This is a genomic window from Kitasatospora sp. NPDC048540, from assembly GCF_040651175.1.
GTDB lineage: Bacteria > Actinomycetota > Actinomycetes > Streptomycetales > Streptomycetaceae > Kitasatospora.
Genome location: NZ_JBEZIR010000108.1, coordinates 1 through 22,285 on the forward strand (window position 1 = coordinate 1; position 22,285 = coordinate 22,285).

Here is a 22,285-nt window from a genome sequence, read left to right on the forward strand (position 1 = left end):
AAGTTTGTTTTGTGTCTCTGGATTTTTTTTTTTTTTTTCTTGTTTTTTGGGTTGGGGGGGGGGGGGGGGGCGGGGGGGCGCCGGGGGCCCCCCCCCCCCCCCCCCCCCAGGACGGGTGCTACCCGAGAGGGGCGGTCCGCCCCGACCCGCCGGCCGGCTGGTCGGCCGCGGTGCCGGTGCCCGGGGTGGCCGAGGGCCGGCCCGGGGTGGCGGGGGCGCCGTTCGGGGTGGCCGGGGCCGCGGGCGGGCGTCCCGGGTTCCGGCCGGTGGCCGGGGCCTGGTTGCGGTCGCCGCCCCAGGACGGGCGGTCCGACGGCGACGGGCTCGGAGCCGGGGTGTCGGCGGGGGCCGACGGCGAGGGCGACGGGCTCGGCGCGGCCGGCGGGGTGGGGACCGGGGCCCGCTCCACGGCCGGCGCCGCCGGGAACCGCTTGACCGGCTGACCGGCCAGCGCGGCCTTCATGTACGCGGTCCAGATCTGCGCCGGGAAGCGCCCGCCTGCCGCGTTGCCGCCGCCGCCGACCCCGTTCAGCGAGACCTGCGAACCGTCCGCCGGGTCCTGGCCGAACAGGCCGACCGCGGTCACCAGCTCCGGCGTGTAGCCGACGAAGTACACCGACCGGCCGTCGTCGGTGGTACCGGTCTTGGCGGCGGCGGGCCTGCCCAGCCCCTGGGCCCGGGCCGCGGTGCCGCCCGGGTCGGTGACCACGCCCTGGAGGATGGAGGTCACCGACCGCGCGGTCTGCTGGGAGACCGCCTGGGTCGCCTTGTGCCCGGGCAGCGCCACCTGCTCGCCGCCGTGCTCCAGCGAGTCCACCAGCCACGGGGTGATCTGCCGGCCGTCGTTGTCGAGGGTGGCGTACACCCCGGCCATCTCCAGCACGCTCGGCGAGGCCACCCCGAGCGGGATCGCGCCCTGGGCGGACAGCCCGGGGGTGTCCGCGGGCAGCCCGAGCGCGACGGCGGTGTCCCGGACGGTCTGCAGCCCGGCGTCCTGCGCCAGCTGGGCGTAGACCGAGTTCACCGACCAGTCGGTGGCCTGCTGCAGGGTGATCGGGCCGTAGCTGCGCTCGCCCTCGTTCGGCGGCGCGTACGGCTCGCCCTTGCCGCCGCGGACCGGACGGCGGTTGGTGCCGTCGTAGACGGTGTCCGCGGTGATCCGCTGCCCGGACTGGGTGCGGGCACCGCTGTCCAGCGCGGCGGCCAGCGCGATCGGCTTGAAGGTCGAGCCGACCTGGTAGTCCTGCCGGGTCGCGTTGTCGATCCAGTGCTTGGTGGCGTCCACGCCGCCGTACAGCGCGACCACCGCGCCGGTCCTCGGGTCGACCGAGACCGCGCCCGCCTGGGCGGCGGCGTCCGCCTTGCGGCTGTCCGGCTTGAGGCCGTCGGTGAGCTCGCTGCGCACCGAGTCCTCCAGCGCCCGCTGGCGCTTCGGGTCGACGCTCAGCTTGATCGTGTAGCCGCCCCGGGCGAGCTCGGCGTCGGTCACGATGCCGTGCGAGGTCAGGTAGGAGGTGGCGGCGTTCACCAGGTAGCCGGCCTGGCCGGAGAGCCCCGGCGCGCTGCGCGGCTGGAGCACCTCGGGGAAGGCGGCCGCGGCGCGGTCCTCGGCGGACAGCCACTTCTCCTGGACCATGCCGTCCAGCACCCAGTTCCAGCGCTCGATCGCGTTCTGCTTGCCCTGCGGCGTCGCGGTCGAGACGTCGTAGGCGCTCGGTGCGTTCAGCAGGGCCGCCAGGTACGCGCCCTGCGCGGGGGTGAGCCGGTCGGCGTCGACCCCGAAGTACGCCTGGGAGGCGGCCTGGATGCCGTACGCCCCGCGCCCGTAGTACGAGGTGTTGAGGTAGCCGGCCAGCACCTCGTCCTTGGTCTGCGTCGCGTCGACCTTGATCGCGATGAAGATCTCCTTCACCTTGCGGCTGACGGTCTGCTTCTGGTTGAGGTAGGTGTTCTTCACGTACTGCTGGGTGATGGTCGAGCCGCCCTGGGTGCCGCCGCCGGACACGGTGCTGACGGCCGCCCGGGTCATGCCCTTCAGGTTGACCGCGCCCTCGCCGTAGAAGTTGCGGTCCTCGGCGGCCAGCGCGGCGTGCTGCGCGGCGGGCGAGACCCGGTCCAGCGTGACGTTCTGCCGGTTGGTCTGTCCGGTCCGGGTGATCAGCGACCCGTCCTGGTACAGCCAGGTGTTGCTCTGCGCGGTCGCGGCGGCGTGCGCGTCCGGCACCCTGACCAGGACGATCCCGAGCGCGAACAGGCCGATCCCGAGCAGCGTCGAGGCGATCAGGCCGACCAGCGCGGTGCGCCAGGTCGGTATCAGCCGGCGCCAGCCGGTGCGGCGTGGGCGGCGCGCGGCGCGCCGGCCGGCGGGATCGGCCTGCTGGATTGTTCGGGGCACCGGAGGACCTCCCTGCGAGCCCCGTGACGGTCGCTCACCCGGTTGACGATATGGACCGATCCATCCTGCCTGATCAACTTCGCAGGTGTTGGTGACCTATGTCCCAATTCTCCCAGGGTGCTCGCAAAATCCCTGGTAGGCCCGCTCGCCCGCCTGGGTAAGGTGCCGGAACTCACCCGAATCAGCGCACCCGGAGCACCGCGATGACCGACCGGCCGAGCATCCTGTACGTCACCGACCTGAGCTACCCCGCGCGCGGCCGGCGCTACGGCGACGAGGACGTCCACCTCTCCGACCGGCTCCGCGAGGACTTCACCGTCGCGCTCTGCCACCCGAGGGACGCCGTCGCGCTGATGGACGGCTTCGACGCGGTGCTGGTCCGCAACAGCGGCCCGGTGATCCACTACCAGGCCGAGTACCGGGCCTTCCGGGCCGCCGCGCTGGAGCGGGGAACGCTGGTCCACAACCCGCTCACCGGCCGCGGCGACATGGCGGGCAAGCAGTACCTGCTCGACCTGACCGCCGAGGGCCACCCGGTCATCCCGACCGTCGCCGACCGCGCCCACCTCGACCGGCTGCCGGCCGCCGACGAGTACGTGGTCAAGCCGCTCCTCGGCGCCGACTCGGTCGGCCTGACGTACCTGCGGCCCGGTGAGCTCGACACGGCCGACCTCACCGGAGCGCTGATCCAGCCGCGCATCCCGTTCCGCCACGAGCTCTCCTTCTACTTCGTGGACCGGGTCTTCCAGTACGCCCTGTACGCCCCGGACCCCGAGCGGCGCTGGGAGCTGGCGGTCCACCGGCCCACCGCCGAGGACCTCGCCTTCGCCCAGCGCTTCGCCGACTGGAACACGCTGGCGTACGGGATCCAGCGGGTCGACGCCTGCCGCACCCCCGAGGGCGGCCTGCTCCTGGTGGAGCTGGAGGACCTCAACCCGTACCTGTCGCTGGACCTGCTGGAGCCCGGGGTGCGGGACGCCTTCGTCGACGCGCTGAAGGCCTCGCTCCACCGGTCCCTGGAGGGGTGAGGCCGGGGACGCCGAAGGCCCCCTCGCCTGGGCGAGGGGGCCTTCGGTTGTCGGTGCGCCGCCAGGGACTCGAACCCCGGACCCGCTGATTAAGAGTCAGCTGCTCTAACCAACTGAGCTAGCGGCGCCTGTCTGACCCGGAGAACATTACAGGTCACCGGCGCCCGCGCTCAAATCGACCCCTGTCCGGCCGGTGCCCGCGCTGGTACGGTTCGGCCGAGCCGAGCTGGGGAGGGGCGGATGGGCGGGGGCGCGCGGACGGGCATGGGCATCGGACAGGCCCTGGGCGTGGTGATCGGGCCGCTGGTGGCCGTGGCGGGGGTGGCGTTCGGCTGGTCCTACGTCGAGACACGGCACGACTACGCGCACGCCCGCCCGGTCGCGGCCGTGGTGGCCGAGGTGGAGTACACCAGGCCGGCCACGCGGCAGGGGGCGGACCGGATGACCGTCGCACTGCCCGGGACCACCTCCGCCGACCGGCTCGAGGTCGACGACCCGCACAGCGCCCCGGACCGCCTGGCGCCCGGCGACCCGGTCACCGTCCTGGTGGCCGACAGCCGGCCCGGCCACGCGGTGTTCGCACGGCAGCTCGGCCTCGGCGACCTGGGCATCGCGGCCGGCATGGTGCTGTTCGGCCTGCTCTTCACGGCGGCCGGGGTCGCGGCGCTGCGGCGGGGCAACCCGCGGTGGCGGCCGCCGACCGCCGAGAGCTGGGACCTGTAGGCCGGGGCCGGGCGCTCAGCGGCCTTCCGGGTGGTGACAGGCCGCGGTGTGGTCCACACCCGGCGCGGCCTCGGCGGCCTGCGGCTCCTCCTGTTCGCACCGGGTGCGCCGGCCGGCGTCCAGCGCCGCGTACACCGGGCAGCGGGCCCGGAAGCGGCAGCCCTGGCGGCGGACGGTCGGGGACGGCGGGTCGCCCGCGAGCAGCACCTTGGTGCGGGCCCGCTCGGCCGCCGGGTCGGGCAGCGGGACGGCGGACAGCAGGGCCCGGGTGTACGGGTGCCGGGGCCGCTCGAACACCTCGGCGACCGCGCCGGTCTCCACGGTGCGGCCGAGGTACATCACGCTGACCCGGTCGGCCAGGTGCCGGATCACCGAGAGGTCGTGCGAGACGAACAGGTAGGCGAGGCCCAGTTCGGCCTTGAGCCGCTGGAGCAGGTTGAGCACCCCGGCCTGGATCGAGACGTCCAGCGCGGAGACGGGTTCGTCCAGCACCAGCAGGTCGGGCCGGACGGCCAGCGCCCGGGCGATCGAGATCCGCTGCCGCTGCCCGCCGGAGAACTGGTGCGGGTAGCGGTCGGCGTGCGCCGCCTCGAGGCCGACCTGGCGCAGCAGCGCGGGCACCCGCCGGGCGGCCTCCTCGCGCGGTACGGCCTGCGCGTGCAGCGGCTCGGCCACGATGTCGCCGACCGGCATCCGGGGGTCGAGGCTGGCCATCGGGTCCTGGAAGACGATCTGCAGCCTGCCGCGCAGCCGGTGGGCGGCGGCGGGGTCGAGGCGGGCGGTGTCCTGGCCGAGCAGCTCGATCCGGCCGGCCTGGGGGGCGGCGAGCCGCAGCAGCTCGTACAGGGTGGTGGACTTGCCGGAGCCGGACTCGCCGACCAGGCCGAGCGTCTCGCCGCGCCGGATGTCGAGGTCGACGCCGTCGACGGCGTACACCTCGCCGACCTTGCGCTTGAAGACGGCGCCCTTGAGCTGCGGGAAGGTCTTGGTCAGGCCGGTGACGGCGAGCACCTGGGCGCGCCCTTCGCGTGGGCCGGGGTCGGCGGGGGCGGGCAGCTCCGGCACCGGGTAGACCTCGCTCGGGGCGGGGCCGCGTTCGGCGAGCTCGTCGGCGCGGACGCAGGCGGCGAGGTGGGCGCCGGCGCCGGCCAGCGGGGGTTCGGCGGTGCGGCAGCGGTCCTCGGCCAGCGGGCAGCGGGGCGCGAACGGGCAGCCCGGGCCGCCCTCGCCGGGGGCGGGCGGGTTGCCGGGGATCGGGACCAGCGGGCCGCCGCGTCCGTCGAGGCGGGGGACGGCGCCGATCAGCCCGAGCGTGTAGGGGTGCCGGGGGCGGGCGAACAGGTCGTCCACCGGGGCGGTCTCCACCACGCGTCCGGCGTACATCACGGCGACCCGGTCGGCCATCCCGGCGATCACCCCGAGGTCGTGGCTGACCAGTACCAGGGCGGCGCCGGTCTCCCGCTGGGCGGTGCGCAGTACCTCCAGCACCTGGGCCTGGATGGTGACGTCGAGGGCGGTGGTGGGCTCGTCGGCGAGCAGGATGTCGGGGTCGTTGGCGATGGCCATCGCGATCATGGCGCGCTGGCGCATGCCGCCGGAGAACTCGTGCGGGAAGCTGTCCAGGGCCCGGCCGGGGGCGGGGATGCCGACCAGGTCGAGCAGCTCGGCGGCGCGCCCGCGGGCGGCGGCCCGGTCGAGCGGCTGGTGGATCCGCAGTGCCTCGGCGATCTGGTCGCCGATCCGGTAGACCGGGGTGAAGGCGGAGAGCGGGTCCTGGAAGACCATGGCGACTTTGCGGCCGCGGATCCGGGCGAGTTCGCGCCCCGGGAGCCCGACCAGTTCGCGGCCCTCCAGCCGGACGGAGCCGCCGATCCGCGCGGTGCCGGGCAGCAGCCCGAGGACGGCCAGCGCGGTGACCGACTTGCCGGAGCCGGACTCGCCGACGATGCCGAGGGTCTCGCCGCGGTGCAGCTCCAGGTCGACGCCGCGGACGGCGGGGGCGGGGCCGAAGTCGACCCGCAGGTCCCGGACGGCGAGCAGCGGTTCGGTGAGCGGGGGTTCGGTGAGCGGGGGTGCGGGGGTCACGGGTGCGGGGGTCACGGGTTTCTCCGGCGCGGGCGGCGGGCGGTGCGGGCGGGGCGGCCCGCGTCGGCGGTGGGGTCGAGTGCGTCGCGCAGCCCGTCCCCGATCAGGTTGACGGCGAGGACGAAGAGCACCAGCAGGGCGGCGGCGAAGTAGAAGAGCCAGGGGAAGACGGGTGCGTCGCCGGTGCCGGCGGCCAGCAGGGTGCCGAGCGAGACGTCGGGGGCGCGGACGCCGAAGCCGAAGTAGGACAGCGCCGCCTCGCTCATCACGGCGCCGCCGACGGTGATGGTGGCGTCGATGATCAGGAAGGAGGAGACGTTCGGCAGGATGTGCCGCAGGATGATCCGGAACGGTCTGACGCCCATGAACGAGGCGGCCCGGACGAACTCCCGTTCCTTGAGCGAGAGCGTCATCGAGCGCACCACCCGGGCGGTGATCATCCAGTTGAACAGGCCGAGCAGCAGCACGAAGGCCAGCCAGCCGGTGCCGCGCAGTTTCGGCGACACGATGGCGATGATCAGGAAGCTGGGGAAGATCAGCATCAGGTCGACCAGGAACATCAGCGCCCGGTCGGTCCAGCCGCCGAAGTACCCGGCGCAGGCGCCCACCAGCGAGGCCAGCACGGTCGAGAACAGCGCCACCAGCAGGCCGATCACCAGTGACTTCTGCAGGCCGCGCACGGTCTGCGCGAAGACGTCCTGGCCGATCCCGTTGGTGCCGAACCAGTGTTCGGCGGAGGGGGGTTGGCGGATCGCCGTGTAGTTCGGGGTGGCGTAGTCCCAGGGCGTCAGGTACGGGCCGAGGAAGGCCAGCAGGAACAGCAGCAGCACGATCGCGGCCCCGACCAGCACGCCACGGGCGGCGGTCAGCCGGGCCAGGACCAGCCGCAGCCGCCCGCTGGGGGCGGGGTCCCCGGCCGGTACGGGGACGGTGTCGGTGAGCACGGTGGTGGTCATCAGTACCTGACCCGGGGGTCGAGCGCGGCGTGCAGGGCGTCGGCGAGGAAGCCGGCGGCCAGGATCACCACGGCGGCGAACAGGTTGACGGCGACCACGGCGTTGATGTCCTGCTCGTTGATGGCCTGGATGAACCATTCGCCCATGCCGTGCCAGCCGAAGATGGTCTCGGTGAAGGCGGCGCCGGTGAAGATGCCCAGGAAGCTGTACGCGAACATGGTCGACATCGGGATCACCGCGGTGCGCAGGCCGTGCTTGAGCAGGGCCCGGGTGCGGGTCAGGCCCTTGGCCTCGGCGGTGCGCAGGTAGTCGGAGCCGAGCACGTCCAGCATGGTGGAGCGCTGGTAGCGGCTGTAGGTGGCCAGGCCGCCGAGCGCCAGCGACAGGGTGGGCAGCAGCAGGTGCAGCGCCCAGTCGCCGAGGTGGGCGCCGAGGCCGCCGGCCAGGTTGGGCGTCTCGTACCCGGTGAACGGGATCACCTCGTGGCCGGCCGCGTTCTTGGCGGCGATGGCGCCGTTCTTGAGCAGCAGGGCGACCAGGAAGACCGGGGTTGAGAGCAGGACGAAGGAGAAGACCGTCAGGGTCCGGTCGGAGATCCGGTACTGCTTGACCGCGCTCCAGGCGCCGCCCGCCACCCCGAGGGCCATCCCGAGCAGGCTGCCGATCAGCAGCAGCCGCAGCGAGACCCAGATCCGGCGGCCGAACTCCTCGTTGACGGAGGTGTTGTGGATGGTGCGGCCGAGGTCGGCGTGGAACACCAGGCCGTCCGCCCAGGTGGCGAAGCGTTCCACCACCGGGGTGCGGTCGTTGATGTTGAGCGCGGTGAGCTGGCGGTCGACCGCGGCGGCCGAGGGCCTCGGCTGTTTGGCCTCGAAGTAGGCGCGCGGGCCGAGGGCGGTGCAGGACAGGGCGTAGGCGAGGAAGACCGCGACCACCAGCAGGACCGCGTAGTAGCTCAGCCGTTTCGCCAGATACCGGATCACGGCCGACCGCCGAAGCGGTTCGCACACCTGGTGAACATGATCGTTCGCCTTCGCTCAAGGGGTGGTTGCAGCAGCTTCGCGCAGCAGTTGTACGGCACCGTGGGTCGGCCGTCCAGGGGGTGCGGCGCTGCGGGGTTCAACCGGTCCGGAGAACGCCCAGGTCACAGTCGATCAGACGGGTACTGACGGGAGATTGCGGCACTGTTGCGGCCTGTTTCGTTTCGATCAGATCTGAACACCGCCCCCTGGTAGTCGACTTGATCCGCTGTTACGTTCTGCCTGTCGGCACCGACTTGGCTGCCCACGTTCAAGTGTCGCCACACCTGGCGGCCGTCGACTCTTCGAGACCCCCGGGGAATTCCTGATGCGTGCTTCGCTCGCCACCCGCAGACTCGGCCGCGCCGCGGCCGCCGCCATCGCCGTGGTGCTGGCCGCCACCGCCTGCAGCAGCTCGGGCGGCGGTAAGGCGGACGACGTGGCCAAGACGGTGACGCCGACCCAGGACGCGGAGGACAACAACCCGCAGCCGCTGGACAGGATCAAGGACGGCGGGGAGCTGCGCGAGCCGCTCCAGCAGTGGATCACCCAGTGGAACCCGTACCAGGTCGACGGCACCTACGGCGACGCCGTCGAGATCATGGGCTACGTCGAGGCGAAGCTGTTCCGCACCGACGCCAAGGGTGTCTACCAGCCGGTGCCGGAGTACCTGGAGTCGGCCAAGGTCACCTCCACCTCCCCGCAGGTGGTGACCTACAAGCTCAACCCCAAGGCCAAGTGGTCGGACGGCAAGCAGCTGGGCTACCAGGACTTCAAGGCGGTCTGGCAGGCGTCCAACGGCAAGGACCCGGCCTACAACCTCTCCGACTCCTCCGGCTACGAGCAGATCTCCGCCGTCGAGCAGGGCGCCGACCCGAGCGAGGTGAAGGTCACCTTCGCCGAGCCGTACGCGGACTGGCAGAGCCTGTTCAGCCCGCTGCTGCCGGCCTCGCAGATCTCCACCCCGCAGCAGTTCAACGAGGGCTGGATCGAGCAGGTGCCGGTCTACGGCGGCCCGTTCAAGATCGGCAGCGCGGACAAGACCGCGCAGACCATCACGCTGGTGCCCAATCCGGACTGGTGGGGCCCGAAGCCCAAGCTGGACAAGATCACCTACCGGGTGCTGGACGCCGCCGCGATCACCCAGGCCTTCCTCAACAACGAGGTGGACTTCGCCTCGGCCGGCACCGCCACCGCCTACGGCCAGCTCAAGGACGCCAAGGACGCGGCGATCCGCACCGGCACCCCCTGGGACGAGGTGCACATCTCCTTCGGCGGCAACGGCGCGCTCGCCGACCAGGGCGTGCGCCAGGCGCTCGGCAAGGCACTGGACCGGGCCTCGCTGATCAAGATCGTCAACCAGGGCGTGCCGGTCGAGTTCAAGCCGCTCGACAACCACCTGTTCATGACCAACCAGGCCGGCTACCAGGCCAACTCCGGGGACTGGGTGAAATACGACCCGGCCGCCGCGAAGCAGCTGCTGGACGCGGCCGGCTGGAAGGACGCCGGCGGCGTGCGCAGCAAGGACGGCCGGCCGCTGGAGCTGCACTACGTGATGAGCGACGGCTCCACCCAGGCGCAGTCCGACCTCGCCGCGGCCGTGCAGAGCATGCTGCAGCAGGTCGGGGTCAAGCTCTCGGTCGACAAGGTGCCCAGCAAGGAGTACTTCTCCAAGTACATCAACGAGGGCAAGTTCGACCTGGCGAGCTGGCGCAACACCGGCTCGTTCCCGCTCTCCAAGACGGTGCCGATCTACCGCGCCCCGCAGGGCGACAACGTGTTCGGCAACTACTCCAAGCTGAGCACCCCGGAGATCGACTTGCTGCTGCGCAAGGCCGCCGCCACCCTCGACCCGGTGGAGGCCGCCAAGCTCTACAACCAGGCGGACGTGAAGATCTGGGAGCTGGCCCACACCGTCGAGCTGTACCAGCGGCCGAGCATCGTCGCGGTCCGCAAGGGCCTGGCCAACTTCGGGGCCGGCAGCCTCGCCGACACGGTCATCACCTCGGTCGGCTGGGAGAAGTAGTCCACCGCGCGCCGCGGCGGCGCGGGACGGTCGAACGACCGGCGGCGCTGGCGAGCAGCGCGGTGATCACGAGGCGTCCCGGCGTGGGCGCGGGGGCATCCGGCGGAGCCGCCCCCGTGTCCACGCCATCTGCCTTGACCTTCCGCGTTGCCCGCAGACCGCCCGTGTCGTCGTTCCACTTGGAGGGGAATCTATCGGCCCGGCCGGGGTGGACGGGACACCTTCCGCAGGGCGCGCCCGGGAGCCGTCGAGCTGTCACCCGGATCGCGCACTGCACCGTCAACTCTGCCTGACGGACGCCCAAAACGGGCGCAAGCGGACGGATCGGCGTGCCGCGCGGGTACGTGCGTACGGGTCCGGCTCCTGCCAGGATCGCGGGGAGCGGCCCGGGTTGCCGCCCCCCGAGCCGACCGCGTGCGAGCCGAAAGCGATCCGATGACCAGCGAAGCCGCCCTGCCCGACCCGGACCGCGTCGTACGGCGGATGGTGCCCCGCAGCCGCAGCGAACCGCACCGCGCCGCCACGCCGTTGGAACTCTTCTTCGACCTGTGCTTCGTGGTCGCGGTCGCCCAGGCCGGCGCCCAGCTCGCGCACGCGGTCGCCGAGGACCACCTCTCCACCGGTCTGGTCGGCTACCTGTTCGCGTTCTTCGCGATCTGGTGGGCCTGGATGAACTTCACCTGGTTCGCCTCCGCGTACGACGTGGACGACGTGCCGTACCGGATCACCACCCTGGTGCAGATCACCGGGGTGCTGATCCTCGCCGCGGGCGTGCCCAGGATGTTCGACGGCCGGGACCTCGTGCTGTCGGTCGTCGGGTACGTCGTGATGCGCCTGGCGATGGTCACCCAGTGGCTGCGCGCGGCCCGCAGCGAGAGCGGCGGCGCCCGCACGATGGCGCTGCGCTACGCCGCCGGGATCACCGTCTGCCAGGTCGGCTGGGGGGTGCTGCTGCTGCTCCCGGAGAACGTGCGCCCGTACGTGATCCCGCTGGGCATCCTGGCCGAGCTCTCGGTGCCGGTGTTCGCCGAGCGGCACACCCAGAGCACCTGGCACCCGCACCACATCGCGGAGCGCTACGGGCTGTTCACCCTGATCGTGCTCGGCGAGACGGTCTCCGCCGCCACCGTCGCGATCCAGGCCGCGCTGGACGAGCACGAGGCGCTCGGCGAGCTGCTGCCGATCGCCGCCGGCGGCATCCTGCTCTGCTTCTCCGCGTGGTGGATCTACTTCGCCCGCCCGATCCACGAGCACCTGCGCTCCAACCGGCGGGCCTTCCTGTGGGGCTACGGCCACTACCTGGTGCTCGGCTCGGCCGCGGCGATCGGCGCCGGTCTGGAGGTCGCCGTGGAGTACGCCGTCGGGCAGGCGCACATCTCCGCGGAGGCGGCCACCGCCGCGGTCACCGTGCCGGGCGCGGTCTACCTGGTCACGGTCTGGCTGCTGCACTCCCGGCACACCAAGCGGGGGGCCGCCCAGGCGGTCCTGCCGGTGGCCGCGGCCGCCCTGCTGGTGTGCACCCTCGCCGGGGAGGCCGGGGTGCTGCTGGCCGGGCTGGTGGCGGCCGCGGCGGTCGCGACCGGGCTGGCGCTGCACGCGCGGGAGGGCTGAGCTGTCGGTGGCGGCTGGGACGATGGCAGCACCCCGTCCCCGACCGGAACGAGCCAGACCATGCCCGCGGTCCCCAACGTCCCCGCCACCCCGGACGAGCTCGACCAGCTGCCCTTCGCGCACCTGCTCCAGCCGCACACCGGCCCGCTGCGGCCCGACCACCGCTACGACACCGTGCACTTCGACGACTTCGAGCACACCGGCGCGGCCGCCGGCGCGGGCTTCCTGGAGTGCGCCTTCACCGGCGTCCGGCTGGACGGCGCCCGGCTGCGCCGGACCACCTTCAACGAGGTCTGGGTGCAGGGCAGCCGGCTGGTCGCCACCGACCTGGCCGACAGCGACTGGCAGGACAGCGCCCTGCTCGGCTCGGTGCTGGCCGGCGTCGCCTGGTACGGCGCCGCGCTGCGCCGGGTGGTGCTGCGCCAGTGCAAGCTGGAGTCGGTCAACCTGCGCTCCGCCGTGCTGCGGGACGTGGTGTTCGAGGACTGCCTGCTGCGCGACGTCGACTTCGGCGAGGCCCGGATGACCGATGTCTCCTTCCCCGGCTCCACCCTGGAGGAGGTCCGGCTCGGCGGGGCGAAGCTGGAGCGGGCCGACCTGCGCGGCGCGGCCCGCCTGGAGCTGGCCGACGGCCACCTCGGGCTGCGCGGGGCCGTCATCTCCACACACCAACTCTTCGACCTCGCCCCGCAGTTCGCCCAGGCGCTGGGCATCGTTGTGAAGGACGGCTGAGCCGGCCGTTCACCGCGAGGTCGCCCGACGACGCGGGGAAGAACAGTCCAACAAGCCTTCATGGAAAGCCATGGCCTTCCGCCCGGGGCTGGGCCAGGATGCACCGCGTTCGGCGAGTGCAAACCTGTGTGCACAACTCCTGAGAGGGCGGCGGTCCCACCAATGGCTGAGCTGAGTCGTAGGAAGTTCATGGCGCTCTCCGCGAGCGCGGCGGCCGGAGCGGCGGTGGCGGGCAGCGTGGCCGCCGCGGCCGCCACCACCCCCGCCGCGGCCGCGGCAGCGGGCACCACCGGCACCATCGCGGACGCGAAGCACATCGTCATCCTGATGCAGGAGAACCGCAGCTTCGACCACTACTTCGGCACCCTCAAGGGCGTCCGCGGGTTCGCCGACCGCAGCGCGATCCAGATCGCCGGCGGCTACAGCGTCTTCAACCAGCCCAACGGCTCGGGCCGCCAGTACCCGTGGCAGTTCAGCGCCACCAAGCCGGCCGGCGGCGCCGACCCCGAGCGCCTCGCCCAGTGCAACGGCGACCTGGCGCACGGCTGGTCCGACCAGCACAAGGCCTGGAACGGCGGCAAGATGGACTCCTGGGTCGCCGCCAAGGGCAACGTCCGCGCGCTCGGCCACCTGACCCGCGCCGACATCCCGTTCCACTACGCGCTGGCCGACTACTGGACCATCTCCGACGCGTACTTCTGCTCGGTGCTCAGCGCCACCGGCCCCAACCGCACCTACCACTGGTCCGGCCAGATCGACCCGGCCGGCACCCTGGGCGGTCCCGCGTACGACGGCGGCGACGAGTCCAACCTGCGCTGGGAGACCTACGCCGAGGCGCTCGAGCGGGCCGGCGTCAGCTGGAAGGTCTACCAGAACGCCGCCGACAACTACGGCGACAACGCGCTCGCCTACTTCAAGCAGTTCTCCACCGCCCCGGCGGGCAGCGCGCTGGCCGTCAAGGGCATGGGCTCCGTCCCCAAGGCCACCGGCCGCACCCCGGACGACATCGCCGCCGCGATCCGCGCCGACGTGCTGAACGGCACCCTCCCGCAGGTCTCCTGGATCGTCGCCGACCAGGCCTCCTCCGAGCACCCGTACGCCACCCCCGCCGACGGCGCGCACTTCGTGCACATGGTGATGGACGCGCTCAACGCCAACCCGGACGTCTTCAACTCCTCCGTCCTGTTCCTCAACTACGACGAGAACGACGGCTTCTTCGACCACGTGCCGCCGCCGGTCGCCCCGGCCGGCACCGCGGGCGAGTTCTACAACGGCACCAACATCGGCCTTGGCTTCCGGGTCCCGCTGATCGCCATCTCGCCCTGGACCCGCGGCGGCTGGGTCAACTCCGAGGTCGCCGACCACACCTCGGTGCTGCGCTTCCTGGAGAAGTGGACCGCCGCTCTCGGCAAGCCCGCCACCACGCCCAACATCAGCGCCTGGCGCCGCAAGGTCTGCTCCGACCTGACCGGCATGTTCGACTTCGCCAACCCGGTCTACGGCATGCCCGCGCTGCCCAACACCGACGCCACCATCGGCCTCGCCGCCTGCGGCCCGCTGCCCAACCCGGCGCCGGTCAACAACGCCCTCCCGCTCCAGGAGGCCGGCACCCGCCCCGCCCGGGCGCTGCCGTACCAGCCGAACGCCAACCTCGACCACCTGGAGTTCGCCTCCGGCAACGTCATGAAGGTCTGGCTGAAGATGGCCAACCAGGGCACCGCCACCACCCACTTCGCGGCCTACGCCAACGCCTACCGCACCGGCGGCCCCTGGCAGTACACCGTCGACCCGGGCACCGACACCAGCGACTTCTTCAACTGCGGCGCCAACTTCGGCGGCGGCCCCTACGACCTGAGCGTCACCGGCCCCAACCGCTTCCTGCGCCGCTTCAAGGGCGACGCCACCAAGGCGGGCAAGAACCTCACCGTCACCTCCTCGTACGCCGCCGCCCCCGACACCGGCAAGAACGCGCTCTGGTTCAGGCTCGCCAACGCCGGCACCACCCAGGTGACCTTCACCATCACCTCGAACAACTACCGCACCGACGGCCCCTGGACCTACACCGTCCCGGCCGGCGGCAACGTCAGCGACTACTTCAACGTGGTCGCCTACAACAACGGCTGGTACGACTTCACGGTGACCGCGGACTGTGACACCACGTGGTCCCAGCGGTTCACCGGCCACCTGGAGAGCGGCGCCCCCAGCGTCAGCGGCTGACCCGCCCGCCGACCGTCCGCAGCCGGGCCCCGCGCACCCCGCGCGGGGCCCGGCCCGCTCCCGGCCCGGCCCCGCCGCCCCGGTGGCACGCCCGGGTGCACGGTGTGACAGTGGGAGGGTTCCGCCGTCCGATCACGCCAGGGAGCACAGAGCGATGGGCATCTTCGACAGGTTCCGGCACAAGTCGCACGAGATGGTCAGCCCCACCGAACGGGCGGCGCTCGCCCACGACGAGGCCTCCGACGCCTTCGGCGACCGGGCCGAGCGGGCCCGGCTCCAGGCCGAGCAGGCCGAGCAGGACCGCCGCGCCGCCGCCGACATGACCGCCGAGGGCGATCCGCTCGGCTGACCGCCCGACCGCACCGGGGCGCACCCGCCGTCACGACGGCTGCGCCCCGTTCGCGCTGCCCGGCGGGGGCGGCGGTGCCTCAGCGCGGCGGCAGCGGCGGCCGCCGCAGGTCCGGCCGCGGCGTGTCGGACGGCGGCGGGGCCGCCGCCGGGTGCTCGGCCAGCAGCCGCAGTGCCAGCCCGACGGCCGCGGTCAGGTCCGGATGCTCGCCCCGGGCCCAGTCGTGCGGGGTGCGCACCACCTCGACGTCGGGTTCGACACCGTGGTTCTCGACCGAGAAGCCGATGCCCCCGGTGAACCAGGACGCGTTCTTGGGCACCGAGATCTGGGTCCCGTCGCCGAGCGGGTGGCGCCCGGTCATCCCGACCACCCCGCCCCAGGTCCGGGTGCCCACCACCGGGCCGAGGCCCAGCAGCCGGATCGCGGTGATGATGACGTCCCCGTCCGAGCTGGTGGCGTGGTCGGCCAGCGCCACCACCGGCCCGCGCGGGGCGTCCCTGGGCCAGCGGACCGGATGCCGGCCGCGGGTGAAGTCCCAGGCCAGCACCCGCCGGCCGAGCTTCTCCAGGACCAGCTCGGAGACGTTCCCGCCGGCGTTGCCGCGGACGTCCAGCACCACCGCGGGCTTGGCCAGCTCGCTGCGCAGGTCGCGGTTGAACTGCGCCCAGCCGGACCCGCCGAGGTCCGGGATGTGCAGGTAGCCGCACCGGCCGTCGCTGAACTCCCGCACCAGCCTGCGGCGTTTGGTCACCCAGTCCTGGTAGCGGACCGGCCGTTCGTCGGTCAGCGGTGTCACCGCGTACCGGCGCAGCCGCTCGCCGCGGCGGAAGGTCAGTTCGACCGTGGTGCCGCCGGTGCCGGCCAGCAGCGGGGCCGGGCCGCGCACCGGGTCCGGCGGGCGGCCGTCCACCGCGACCACCTCGTCGCCCTCCAGCACCCCGAGGCCCGCCAGCGGGGCCCTGGCCCGGGGGTCGGAGGACTCGCCCGGCAGGATCCGCTCGACCAGCCAGCGGCCGTCCGGGGCGCGGTGCACGCCCGCGGCGAGCAGGCCGAGCGGCTGCTGGGCGGGGGCGGGCCCCTCACCGCGCCGGGCGGGGGTGACGTACGCGTGCGAGGTGCCGAGCTCGCCGAGCAGCTCGCGCAGCAGGTCCCCGAAGTCGTCGGGGGAGGCGATCCGCTCCAGCAGCGGCTCGTACTGGGCGGTCAGCTGCTCCCAGTCCAGGCCGCACATGTCCGGGTCCCAGAACTGGTCGCGGACGATCCGGGCCGCCTCGTGGTACGACTGCCGCCACTCGGCGGCCGGGTGCACGGTGTGGGTGATCCGCCGCAGGTCCACGGTGATCGGCGAGTTCGGCGAGGACAGCGGGTGCAGCTTCAGCCCGCCGGCCGAGAAGACCGACACGGCGCCGCCGTCGCCGGAGACCGCGAAGCCGTCCAGCCGGTCGACCACCGTGCTGCGGCTGCCGTGGGCCAGGTCGAAGTACTCCAGCGAGGGCCGGCCCGAGGTGTCGGCCGGGTTGGCGAAGGTCTGCCCGAGCGCGCCGGAGATCGGCCAGCGCAGCCAGACCACCCCGCCGCGGACCGGGGCCGTCGCCGAGTACTTGGAGGCGATCACCGGGAACGGCACCAGGCGCTCGGACAGCCCCTGCTCGTCCACCCGGACGGTGCCGTCGCCGGTCGCCTCCTCGGGGTCCAGACCGACCGGCGGGCGGCCCTGCACCGGCGCGGCGAACGGCGACGGCGTGTCGGCGGCCAGCGGGACCAGGTACGGGCGGCAGCCGAGCGGGAAGGAGAGGTCGCCGGTGTGCACGTCGTGCACCGGGTCGAAGCCCCGCCAGGACAGGAACACCAGGAACCGGCCGTCCCGGGTGAACACCGGGTGCTCGTCCTCGAACCGCCCGCCGGTCACATCGAGGGTCCGCGCCGGATCGTCCACCCTGGCCAGCTGGATCGAGCGCAGTGAGCGGCCGGCCACCGGCTGCGACCAGGTCAGCCACTGCGAGTCCGGGGCGAAGGCCGGGCTGCTGACCGGCCCGAACGCACAGGCCACCACCTCCCGCACCGCGCCGTCGCCGGTGTCGACCAGCAGCAGCCGGCCGTCCGCGGCGGCCACCGCCAGCGTCCGGCCGTCCGGGCTGGCGGCCAGCTCCAGGACCCGGCCGAGCCGGCCCGCGGCCAGCCGGTGCGGTTCGGCGGCCCGGCCGCCGTCGCGGGTGGGCAGTTCGGCCACCTCGATGGCGTCCGCGCCCTGCGCGTCGCTCACCCAGGCCGCCCGGCCGCTCTGCCCGAGCACCACCGGAAGCCGGGCCCGCACCCCGGGGGTGTCGGCCAGCACCCGGGCCGGACCCTCCCGGTGGGTCAGCCAGTACAGGCTGCCGCGCACCGTGAGCACCCCGGCCCGGCCGGTGGCGTCGCAGGCCAGGTCCTTGACGTGCGAGGCCGCCGTGACCTGGTACGGCCGGCGGCCCGCCCGGGCCCCGCCCAGCGGCACCGACAGCCGGCGCGGCGCCGGGGCCTCCAGGCCGTCCAGCAGCCACAGGTCGCCGGCGTGCTGGTAGACCACCCGGGTGCCGTCGGTGGCGGCCTCCCGCGCGTAATACGAGGCGTGGTCGGTGTGCCGGCGCAGGTCGCCGCCGTCCGGGCGGCAGGAGTAGAGGTTGCCGATGCCCTCGTGGTCGGAGAGGAAGGCGATCCGCCCGCCCACCGGCATCGGCGCGGCCAGATGGCCCCGGTGCCCGGGCAGCAGCGGCCCGTGGTCCACCCACAGGCGGCCCGTCGCGCCGCCGCGGTAGCGCTTCCAGGCGGCCGGCTCGTGCGGCGCCGAGGCGGTCAGCAGCACCGTGTGCTCGGCGCTCATCTGGGCGTCGGCGACCGGGCCCCAGGGCATCCGGCGGCCCGGCGCGCCGTCGGGCGGCAGCGCGTACGCCCAGGTGTAGTGGGCGAACGGCTCGTGGTACGAGGTGACCGCCAGCACCTCGCCGTCCGGCAGCCAGCCGCGCACCCGGGTGTCGTTGCTGCCCCAGTGGCTCAGCCGGACGGCCTCGCCGCCGGCCGCGGGCGCGGTCCACACCTCGGGCACCAGCGCCAGCCAGCTGGTCCAGGCGATGACCGTGCCGTCGGGTGACAGCCGCGGGTGGCTGACCCGGGTCCGGTCGCAGCTGATCCGCCAGGCCCGGCCGACCTCGCCGTCCGGCGCCAGCGGCGCCGCCCAGACGTCGTCCTCGGCGGTGAAGGTCAGCAGGCCGCCGCGCAGGTGGGGGTAGCGCAGGTATCCGGGCACCTCTCCATGGTTCGGCCGGGCCGTGGCACCCGCAACCGGGCTACGGCTCATGCACCGTCAACAGCCCCTCGGCGAAACGCCGGGCGCCGCCGCGGCCCCGTCCACCCGGGCCCGCCCCGCAGTCGAGAGTCGCTCTAGCACCTGCGCTGATCCTGACCCCCAACGGGGCGGGCTGCCGGTGCGCAGCGCAGGCCTGACAAGCCGCGCCGGACACCACGGCCAAGGAGGGAAGCGATGTCGGAGAACGAGAGCACCTTCACCGACGTACTGCTGCACCACGCCGAGCAGCAGTCGGACAAGGACGCCCTGGTGTTCCTGCGGGAGGAGCCGGCCGGGCCCACCGCGGCCCGCCAGGTCAGGCTGCCCGCCCTGGCGGTGCCGGCCGGGATCGACCACCCGGCGCCGGCCCGGCGCGAGTACCGGCTGGCCGAGCGCCGGATGGACTACGCCGAGCTGGACACCGCGGCCCGCCGGCTGGCGGCCTGGCTGCAGGACAGACGGCTGGCCGGGGAGCGGGTGCTGATCCTGCAGGCGGACGCCGAGCGCTTCGCCGTCTCCTTCCTGGCCTGCCTGTACGCCGGTGTGGTCGCCGTCCCGGGGCCCGCGCCCAACGGCCGCCGCGGCAACGACGAGCGCACCCTCGGAATGATCAAGGACGCGGCGCCCCGGCTGATCCTCACCGACCGCGGCCACGCCCCCGACATCTCCCTGATGGCCGCCGTGGCCGGGCACGGCGAGGTCGCCTGCCTCGCCCTGGACGGCACCGAACTGCCCGACGCCGGCGACTGGCGGCGCCCGGACACCGACGGCGACACGCTGGCGATGCTCCAGTACACCTCCGGCTCCACCCGCGACCCGCGCGGCGTCATGGTGACCCACCGCAACCTGCTCGCCAACCAGCGGGCGATCCGGGCCGTGCTGCGCACCGGACCCGAGTCCACGGTCGGCGGCTGGCTGCCGTACCACCACGACATGGGGCTGGTCGGCCAGCTGCTGCACCCGCTGTGGCTCGGCGGCACCGGCGTGCTGCTCCCCACCGACCTGCTGATCCGCCGCCCGGCCCGCTGGCTGGAGGCGATCACCCGGTACGGCATCACCGTCAGCGGCGGGCCCGACCTCGGCTACGAGCTGTGCGTACGCCGGATCGCCGACCGGCACCTGGCCCACTTCGACCTGTCCCGCTGGACCACCGCGGTCAGCGGCGCCGAACTGGTCCGGGCCGACACCCTGCGGGCCTTCGCCGAGCGCTTCGCCCCGGTGGGCTTCCGGGCCGCCGCCTTCGTCCCAGCGTACGGCCTCGCCGAGGCCACCCTGCTGGCCACCGCCCGGCCCAGCGGCCACGCCACCGCCCCGTCCGAGCGGGTGGTGGACGCGGCCTCGCTGGAGAAGCACCAGTTCGTCCAGCCGGTGCCGGGCCGGCCCGCCCGCACCCTGGTCAGCTGCGGGCGGCCCGCGCCGGACGCGCTCACCCTGCGGATCGTCGACCCGGCCAGCCGCCGGGTGCTGCCGGAGGGCAAGGTCGGCGAGATCTGGCTGCGCGGCGAGGGCATCGCCCAGGGCTACTGGAAGCGCCCGCTGGAGACCGCCGAGACCTTCCGGGCGGTGACCGCCGAGGGCGACGAGGGCTACCTGCGCACCGGCGACCTCGGGGTGCTCCGCGACGGCGAGCTGTTCGTCACCGGCCGGATCAAGGAACTGCTGGTGGTGGCCGGCCGCAACCTCTACCCGCAGGACATCGAACGCGCCGTGCAGCAGATCAGCAGCTCCTTCGGACCCGGCGTGGTGTTCGAGGTCGAACCGGGCCGCCCGCACGTGGTGGTGGTGCAGGAGGTGCGGACCGGCGGCCGCTTCGACGTCGACCTGGCCCGGCTCAACATGAGCGTCCGCCAGTGCGTGTCCCGGGAGTTCGAGGTCCGGGCGGGCAACGTGCTGCTGGTGCGGCCCGGCACCGTCCGGCGCACCACCAGCGGGAAACTCGAACGGGGCACCATGCGCAGACTCTTCCTCTCCGGCCGGCTGCAGGCCCTGCACCAGGTCGTCGAACCCGCGGTGGCCGCCCTGGTGGCCGGCGGACCCGAGCGGACGGAGGCCGCACGATGACCACCGCCGTCGGCACCCGCTCCGCCGAGACCGCCGCCGCCCGCCGGATCCACGAACTGGAGAGCGCCCTCGGCGACCCCTGGGACCCGGACAACCCGCACGGCCACCGGGCCGTCCTGGAGGCCGACGACCGCAGCGAACTCCCCGAGGAGACCGTGCGGCTGCTGCACACCCTCGGGCTCGCCGCGGAGTTCGTGCCGGAGCGGTTCGGCGGCCGCTTCGAACGGGTCGACCTGCTCGCCCGGATGCTGCGCCCGGTCTTCCGGCGCGACCCCTCGCTGGGCGTCGGCTTCGGCGCCGGCTCCTTCCTGGCGGCCGTCTCGGTCTGGGCGGCCGGCACCGAGCAGCAGCAGCGCCGCACCGCCGAGCTGCTGCTCGGCGGCGGCCGGGTCGCCGTCGCCTACCGCGACCTCGCCCACGGGAACGCCTTCCTGCGCGACGAGTTCGGCCTCACCGAGGACGAGGACGGGCTGCGGCTGGACGGCGCCAAGCGGGTCATCGTCAACGCCGAGCACGCCGCCGCCCTGGTGGTCTTCTGCCGCACCGACGAGCGTCCCGGCAGCCGCAGCCACTCCGCCGTCCTGCTGGAGCGCGCCACGCTGCCCCGCGACCGGGTCCGTGACCTCGACCGCTTCCCCACCGTCGGACTGCGCGGCTGCACCATGAGCGGGCTCGCCTTCACCGACTGCCCGGTCCCCCGGGACGCGCTGCTCGGCGGCTGGGGCGACGGCGTCCAGCTGGCCCTCAGCTCGTTCCAGCTGACCCGCAGCGTGCTGCCCTCCATGGTGCTGGCCGGCGTCGACACCGCGCTGCGCACCGCACTGCGGTTCGCGCTGGACCGCGGGGTCAACGGCCGCCCGGTGCTGCGCAACCCGCAGGCCAAGGCCAGCCTGGCCGGCTCCTTCGCCGACCTGCTGGTCTGCGACAGCCTCGCGCTGACCAGCACCCGCGCCGCCCACCTGCACCCGGAGGCCACCGGGGTGTACGCCGCGGCGACCAAGTACCTGCTGCCGATCCTGCTCAGCGACACCGTCTACGACCTGTCGGTGCTGCTCGGCTCCAGCCTGTACGAGCGCTCCGGCGCCTACGGGATCTTCCAGAAGCAGGTCCGCGACCTGCCGATCACCAGCCTCGGCCACTCCGGCACCGCCGCCTGCCAGTCCACCGTGATCCCGCGGCTGCCGGTGCTGGCCGAACACGCCTGGCTGGCCGAACCGGCCCCGGCGCCCGGCCTGTTCCGGCTGCGCGACGACCTGCCGGCGTTCGACCCGGGCCGGCTCGGGGTGGCCGGCACCGGCGATCCGCTGCTCGCCGAACTCGCCGACTTCGCCGCCGGATCGACCGCCGTCACCGCGGCCGGGGAGTACCGCGAGGTCCTGGAGACCCTGGTCCGCACCCTCGGCGCCGAACTGCACGAACTGCGCTCCGCCGCCCGCGCGCTGGCCGGCCGCCGCCGCGACGACCTGGCCGACCCGCGCAGCTACGCGCTGATGGACCGGTACTCGCTGCTGCTGGCGGCCGCCTCCGCACTCGGCGTCTGGCGCCACCAGAACTGCGGCCCCGACCAGTTCCTGGCCCGCCCGGAGTGGGTGGTGCTCGCCCTGCTGCGGATCTGCCGCCGGCTCGGCCTCGGCCTCGCCGGCCGGCCCGCGCCGGGCACCGAGACCGCGGTCCTGGACGAACTGCTGCGCCGCTACCGGATGGGCGGCAGCTTCGACCTCTACGACGACCCCACCGCCGCCGTGCCGGCCGGCTGACAGCGAT

14 protein-coding genes and 1 tRNA gene are annotated in these 22,285 nt (G+C 73.7%); 9 read left to right on the forward strand and 6 right to left on the reverse strand.

Annotation, left to right across the window (positions count from 1 at the left end):
- Window positions 1–118: 118 nt before the first annotated feature.
- The gene (locus tag AB0D08_RS30985) at window positions 119–2,395 is read right to left on the reverse strand and encodes a transglycosylase domain-containing protein (RefSeq protein WP_359893524.1); all 2,277 of its coding nucleotides are present in this window, start codon (window positions 2,393–2,395) and stop codon (window positions 119–121) included.
- A gap of 203 nt (window positions 2,396–2,598) precedes the next feature.
- On the opposite strand from AB0D08_RS30985, the gene AB0D08_RS30990 reads away from it, so the two are divergent.
- Window positions 2,599–3,423 carry a hypothetical protein gene (locus AB0D08_RS30990; protein ID WP_359893526.1) on the forward strand — a complete coding sequence of 275 codons (825 nt, stop codon included), beginning with the start codon at window positions 2,599–2,601 and terminating at the stop codon, window positions 3,421–3,423.
- A 54-nt stretch (window positions 3,424–3,477) separates the two neighbouring features.
- Here AB0D08_RS30990 and AB0D08_RS30995 read toward each other — a convergent pair.
- A tRNA-Lys gene (locus AB0D08_RS30995) sits at window positions 3,478–3,551 on the reverse strand.
- A 136-nt stretch (window positions 3,552–3,687) separates the two neighbouring features.
- Between AB0D08_RS30995 and AB0D08_RS31000 the strand changes: the two genes are divergently transcribed.
- Complete coding sequence (locus tag AB0D08_RS31000; RefSeq protein ID WP_359893527.1) at window positions 3,688–4,146, forward strand: DUF3592 domain-containing protein; 459 nt, start codon at window positions 3,688–3,690, stop codon at window positions 4,144–4,146.
- 15 nt (window positions 4,147–4,161) lie between these two features.
- Here the strand turns inward: AB0D08_RS31000 and AB0D08_RS31005 are convergent, their stop codons facing one another.
- Genes AB0D08_RS31005 through AB0D08_RS31015 form a run of 3 tightly spaced genes read right to left on the reverse strand, consistent with a single transcriptional unit; the run spans window position 4,162 to window position 8,170 of the window.
- The gene (locus AB0D08_RS31005) at window positions 4,162–6,246 is read right to left on the reverse strand and encodes a dipeptide ABC transporter ATP-binding protein (RefSeq protein ID WP_359893529.1); all 2,085 of its coding nucleotides are present in this window, start codon (window positions 6,244–6,246) and stop codon (window positions 4,162–4,164) included.
- Entirely contained in the window at window positions 6,243–7,187 is a 945-nt protein-coding gene (locus AB0D08_RS31010; protein ID WP_051812878.1) for an ABC transporter permease, read from the reverse strand. The genes AB0D08_RS31005 and AB0D08_RS31010 overlap by 4 nt, the downstream gene beginning before the upstream one ends.
- A complete protein-coding gene (locus tag AB0D08_RS31015; RefSeq protein ID WP_033821590.1) occupies window positions 7,187–8,170 on the reverse strand; it encodes an ABC transporter permease in 984 nt (327 codons plus the stop codon). Before AB0D08_RS31015 ends, AB0D08_RS31010 begins: the two co-directional genes overlap by 1 nt.
- Window positions 8,171–8,534: 364 nt before the next feature.
- Here AB0D08_RS31015 and AB0D08_RS31020 point away from each other — a divergent pair, with 364 nt between their 5' ends.
- The 5 genes from AB0D08_RS31020 (at window position 8,535) to AB0D08_RS31040 (ending at window position 15,141) form a co-directional block, all read left to right on the forward strand.
- The gene (locus tag AB0D08_RS31020) at window positions 8,535–10,232 is read left to right on the forward strand and encodes an ABC transporter family substrate-binding protein (protein ID WP_359893533.1); all 1,698 of its coding nucleotides are present in this window, start codon (window positions 8,535–8,537) and stop codon (window positions 10,230–10,232) included.
- A gap of 435 nt (window positions 10,233–10,667) precedes the next feature.
- Window positions 10,668–11,843: a low temperature requirement protein A gene (locus AB0D08_RS31025; RefSeq protein WP_233289114.1), complete on the forward strand. Its 1,176-nt coding sequence runs from the start codon at window positions 10,668–10,670 to the stop codon at window positions 11,841–11,843.
- Window positions 11,844–11,903: 60 nt separating this feature from the next.
- The gene (locus AB0D08_RS31030) at window positions 11,904–12,575 is read left to right on the forward strand and encodes a pentapeptide repeat-containing protein (RefSeq protein WP_033821588.1); all 672 of its coding nucleotides are present in this window, start codon (window positions 11,904–11,906) and stop codon (window positions 12,573–12,575) included.
- Window positions 12,576–12,737: 162 nt separating this feature from the next.
- Window positions 12,738–14,792: a phosphocholine-specific phospholipase C gene (locus AB0D08_RS31035; RefSeq protein WP_033821587.1), complete on the forward strand. Its 2,055-nt coding sequence runs from the start codon at window positions 12,738–12,740 to the stop codon at window positions 14,790–14,792.
- Between the two features lie 154 nt (window positions 14,793–14,946).
- Complete coding sequence (locus tag AB0D08_RS31040) at window positions 14,947–15,141, forward strand: hypothetical protein (RefSeq protein ID WP_359893536.1); 195 nt, start codon at window positions 14,947–14,949, stop codon at window positions 15,139–15,141.
- Between the two features lie 79 nt (window positions 15,142–15,220).
- Here the strand turns inward: AB0D08_RS31040 and AB0D08_RS31045 are convergent, their stop codons facing one another.
- Window positions 15,221–18,421 carry a S41 family peptidase gene (locus AB0D08_RS31045; protein WP_359893538.1) on the reverse strand — a complete coding sequence of 1,067 codons (3,201 nt, stop codon included), beginning with the start codon at window positions 18,419–18,421 and terminating at the stop codon, window positions 15,221–15,223.
- A 234-nt stretch (window positions 18,422–18,655) separates the two neighbouring features.
- Here AB0D08_RS31045 and AB0D08_RS31050 point away from each other — a divergent pair, with 234 nt between their 5' ends.
- Complete coding sequence (locus AB0D08_RS31050) at window positions 18,656–20,521, forward strand: fatty acyl-AMP ligase (protein ID WP_033820397.1); 1,866 nt, start codon at window positions 18,656–18,658, stop codon at window positions 20,519–20,521.
- Window positions 20,518–22,278 carry an acyl-CoA dehydrogenase gene (locus AB0D08_RS31055; RefSeq protein WP_359893540.1) on the forward strand — a complete coding sequence of 587 codons (1,761 nt, stop codon included), beginning with the start codon at window positions 20,518–20,520 and terminating at the stop codon, window positions 22,276–22,278. The genes AB0D08_RS31050 and AB0D08_RS31055 overlap by 4 nt, the downstream gene beginning before the upstream one ends.
- Window positions 22,279–22,285: the final 7 nt, after the last annotated feature.

What these genes read in the sequence shown, in the direction of transcription:
- AB0D08_RS30990 (WP_359893526.1), top strand. Translation starts at nt 2,599, where the DNA reads ATGACCGACCGGCCGAGCATCCTGTACGTCACCGACCTGAGCTACCCC.
- AB0D08_RS31000 (WP_359893527.1), top strand. Translation starts at nt 3,688, where the DNA reads ATGGGCATCGGACAGGCCCTGGGCGTGGTGATCGGGCCGCTGGTGGCC.
- AB0D08_RS31010 (WP_051812878.1), bottom strand. Translation starts at nt 7,187, where the DNA reads ATGACCACCACCGTGCTCACCGACACCGTCCCCGTACCGGCCGGGGAC.
- AB0D08_RS31020 (WP_359893533.1), top strand. Translation starts at nt 8,535, where the DNA reads ATGCGTGCTTCGCTCGCCACCCGCAGACTCGGCCGCGCCGCGGCCGCC.
- AB0D08_RS31025 (WP_233289114.1), top strand. Translation starts at nt 10,668, where the DNA reads ATGACCAGCGAAGCCGCCCTGCCCGACCCGGACCGCGTCGTACGGCGG.
- AB0D08_RS31030 (WP_033821588.1), top strand. Translation starts at nt 11,904, where the DNA reads ATGCCCGCGGTCCCCAACGTCCCCGCCACCCCGGACGAGCTCGACCAG.
- AB0D08_RS31035 (WP_033821587.1), top strand. Translation starts at nt 12,738, where the DNA reads ATGGCTGAGCTGAGTCGTAGGAAGTTCATGGCGCTCTCCGCGAGCGCG.
- AB0D08_RS31040 (WP_359893536.1), top strand. Translation starts at nt 14,947, where the DNA reads ATGGGCATCTTCGACAGGTTCCGGCACAAGTCGCACGAGATGGTCAGC.
- AB0D08_RS31050 (WP_033820397.1), top strand. Translation starts at nt 18,656, where the DNA reads ATGTCGGAGAACGAGAGCACCTTCACCGACGTACTGCTGCACCACGCC.
- AB0D08_RS31055 (WP_359893540.1), top strand. Translation starts at nt 20,518, where the DNA reads ATGACCACCGCCGTCGGCACCCGCTCCGCCGAGACCGCCGCCGCCCGC.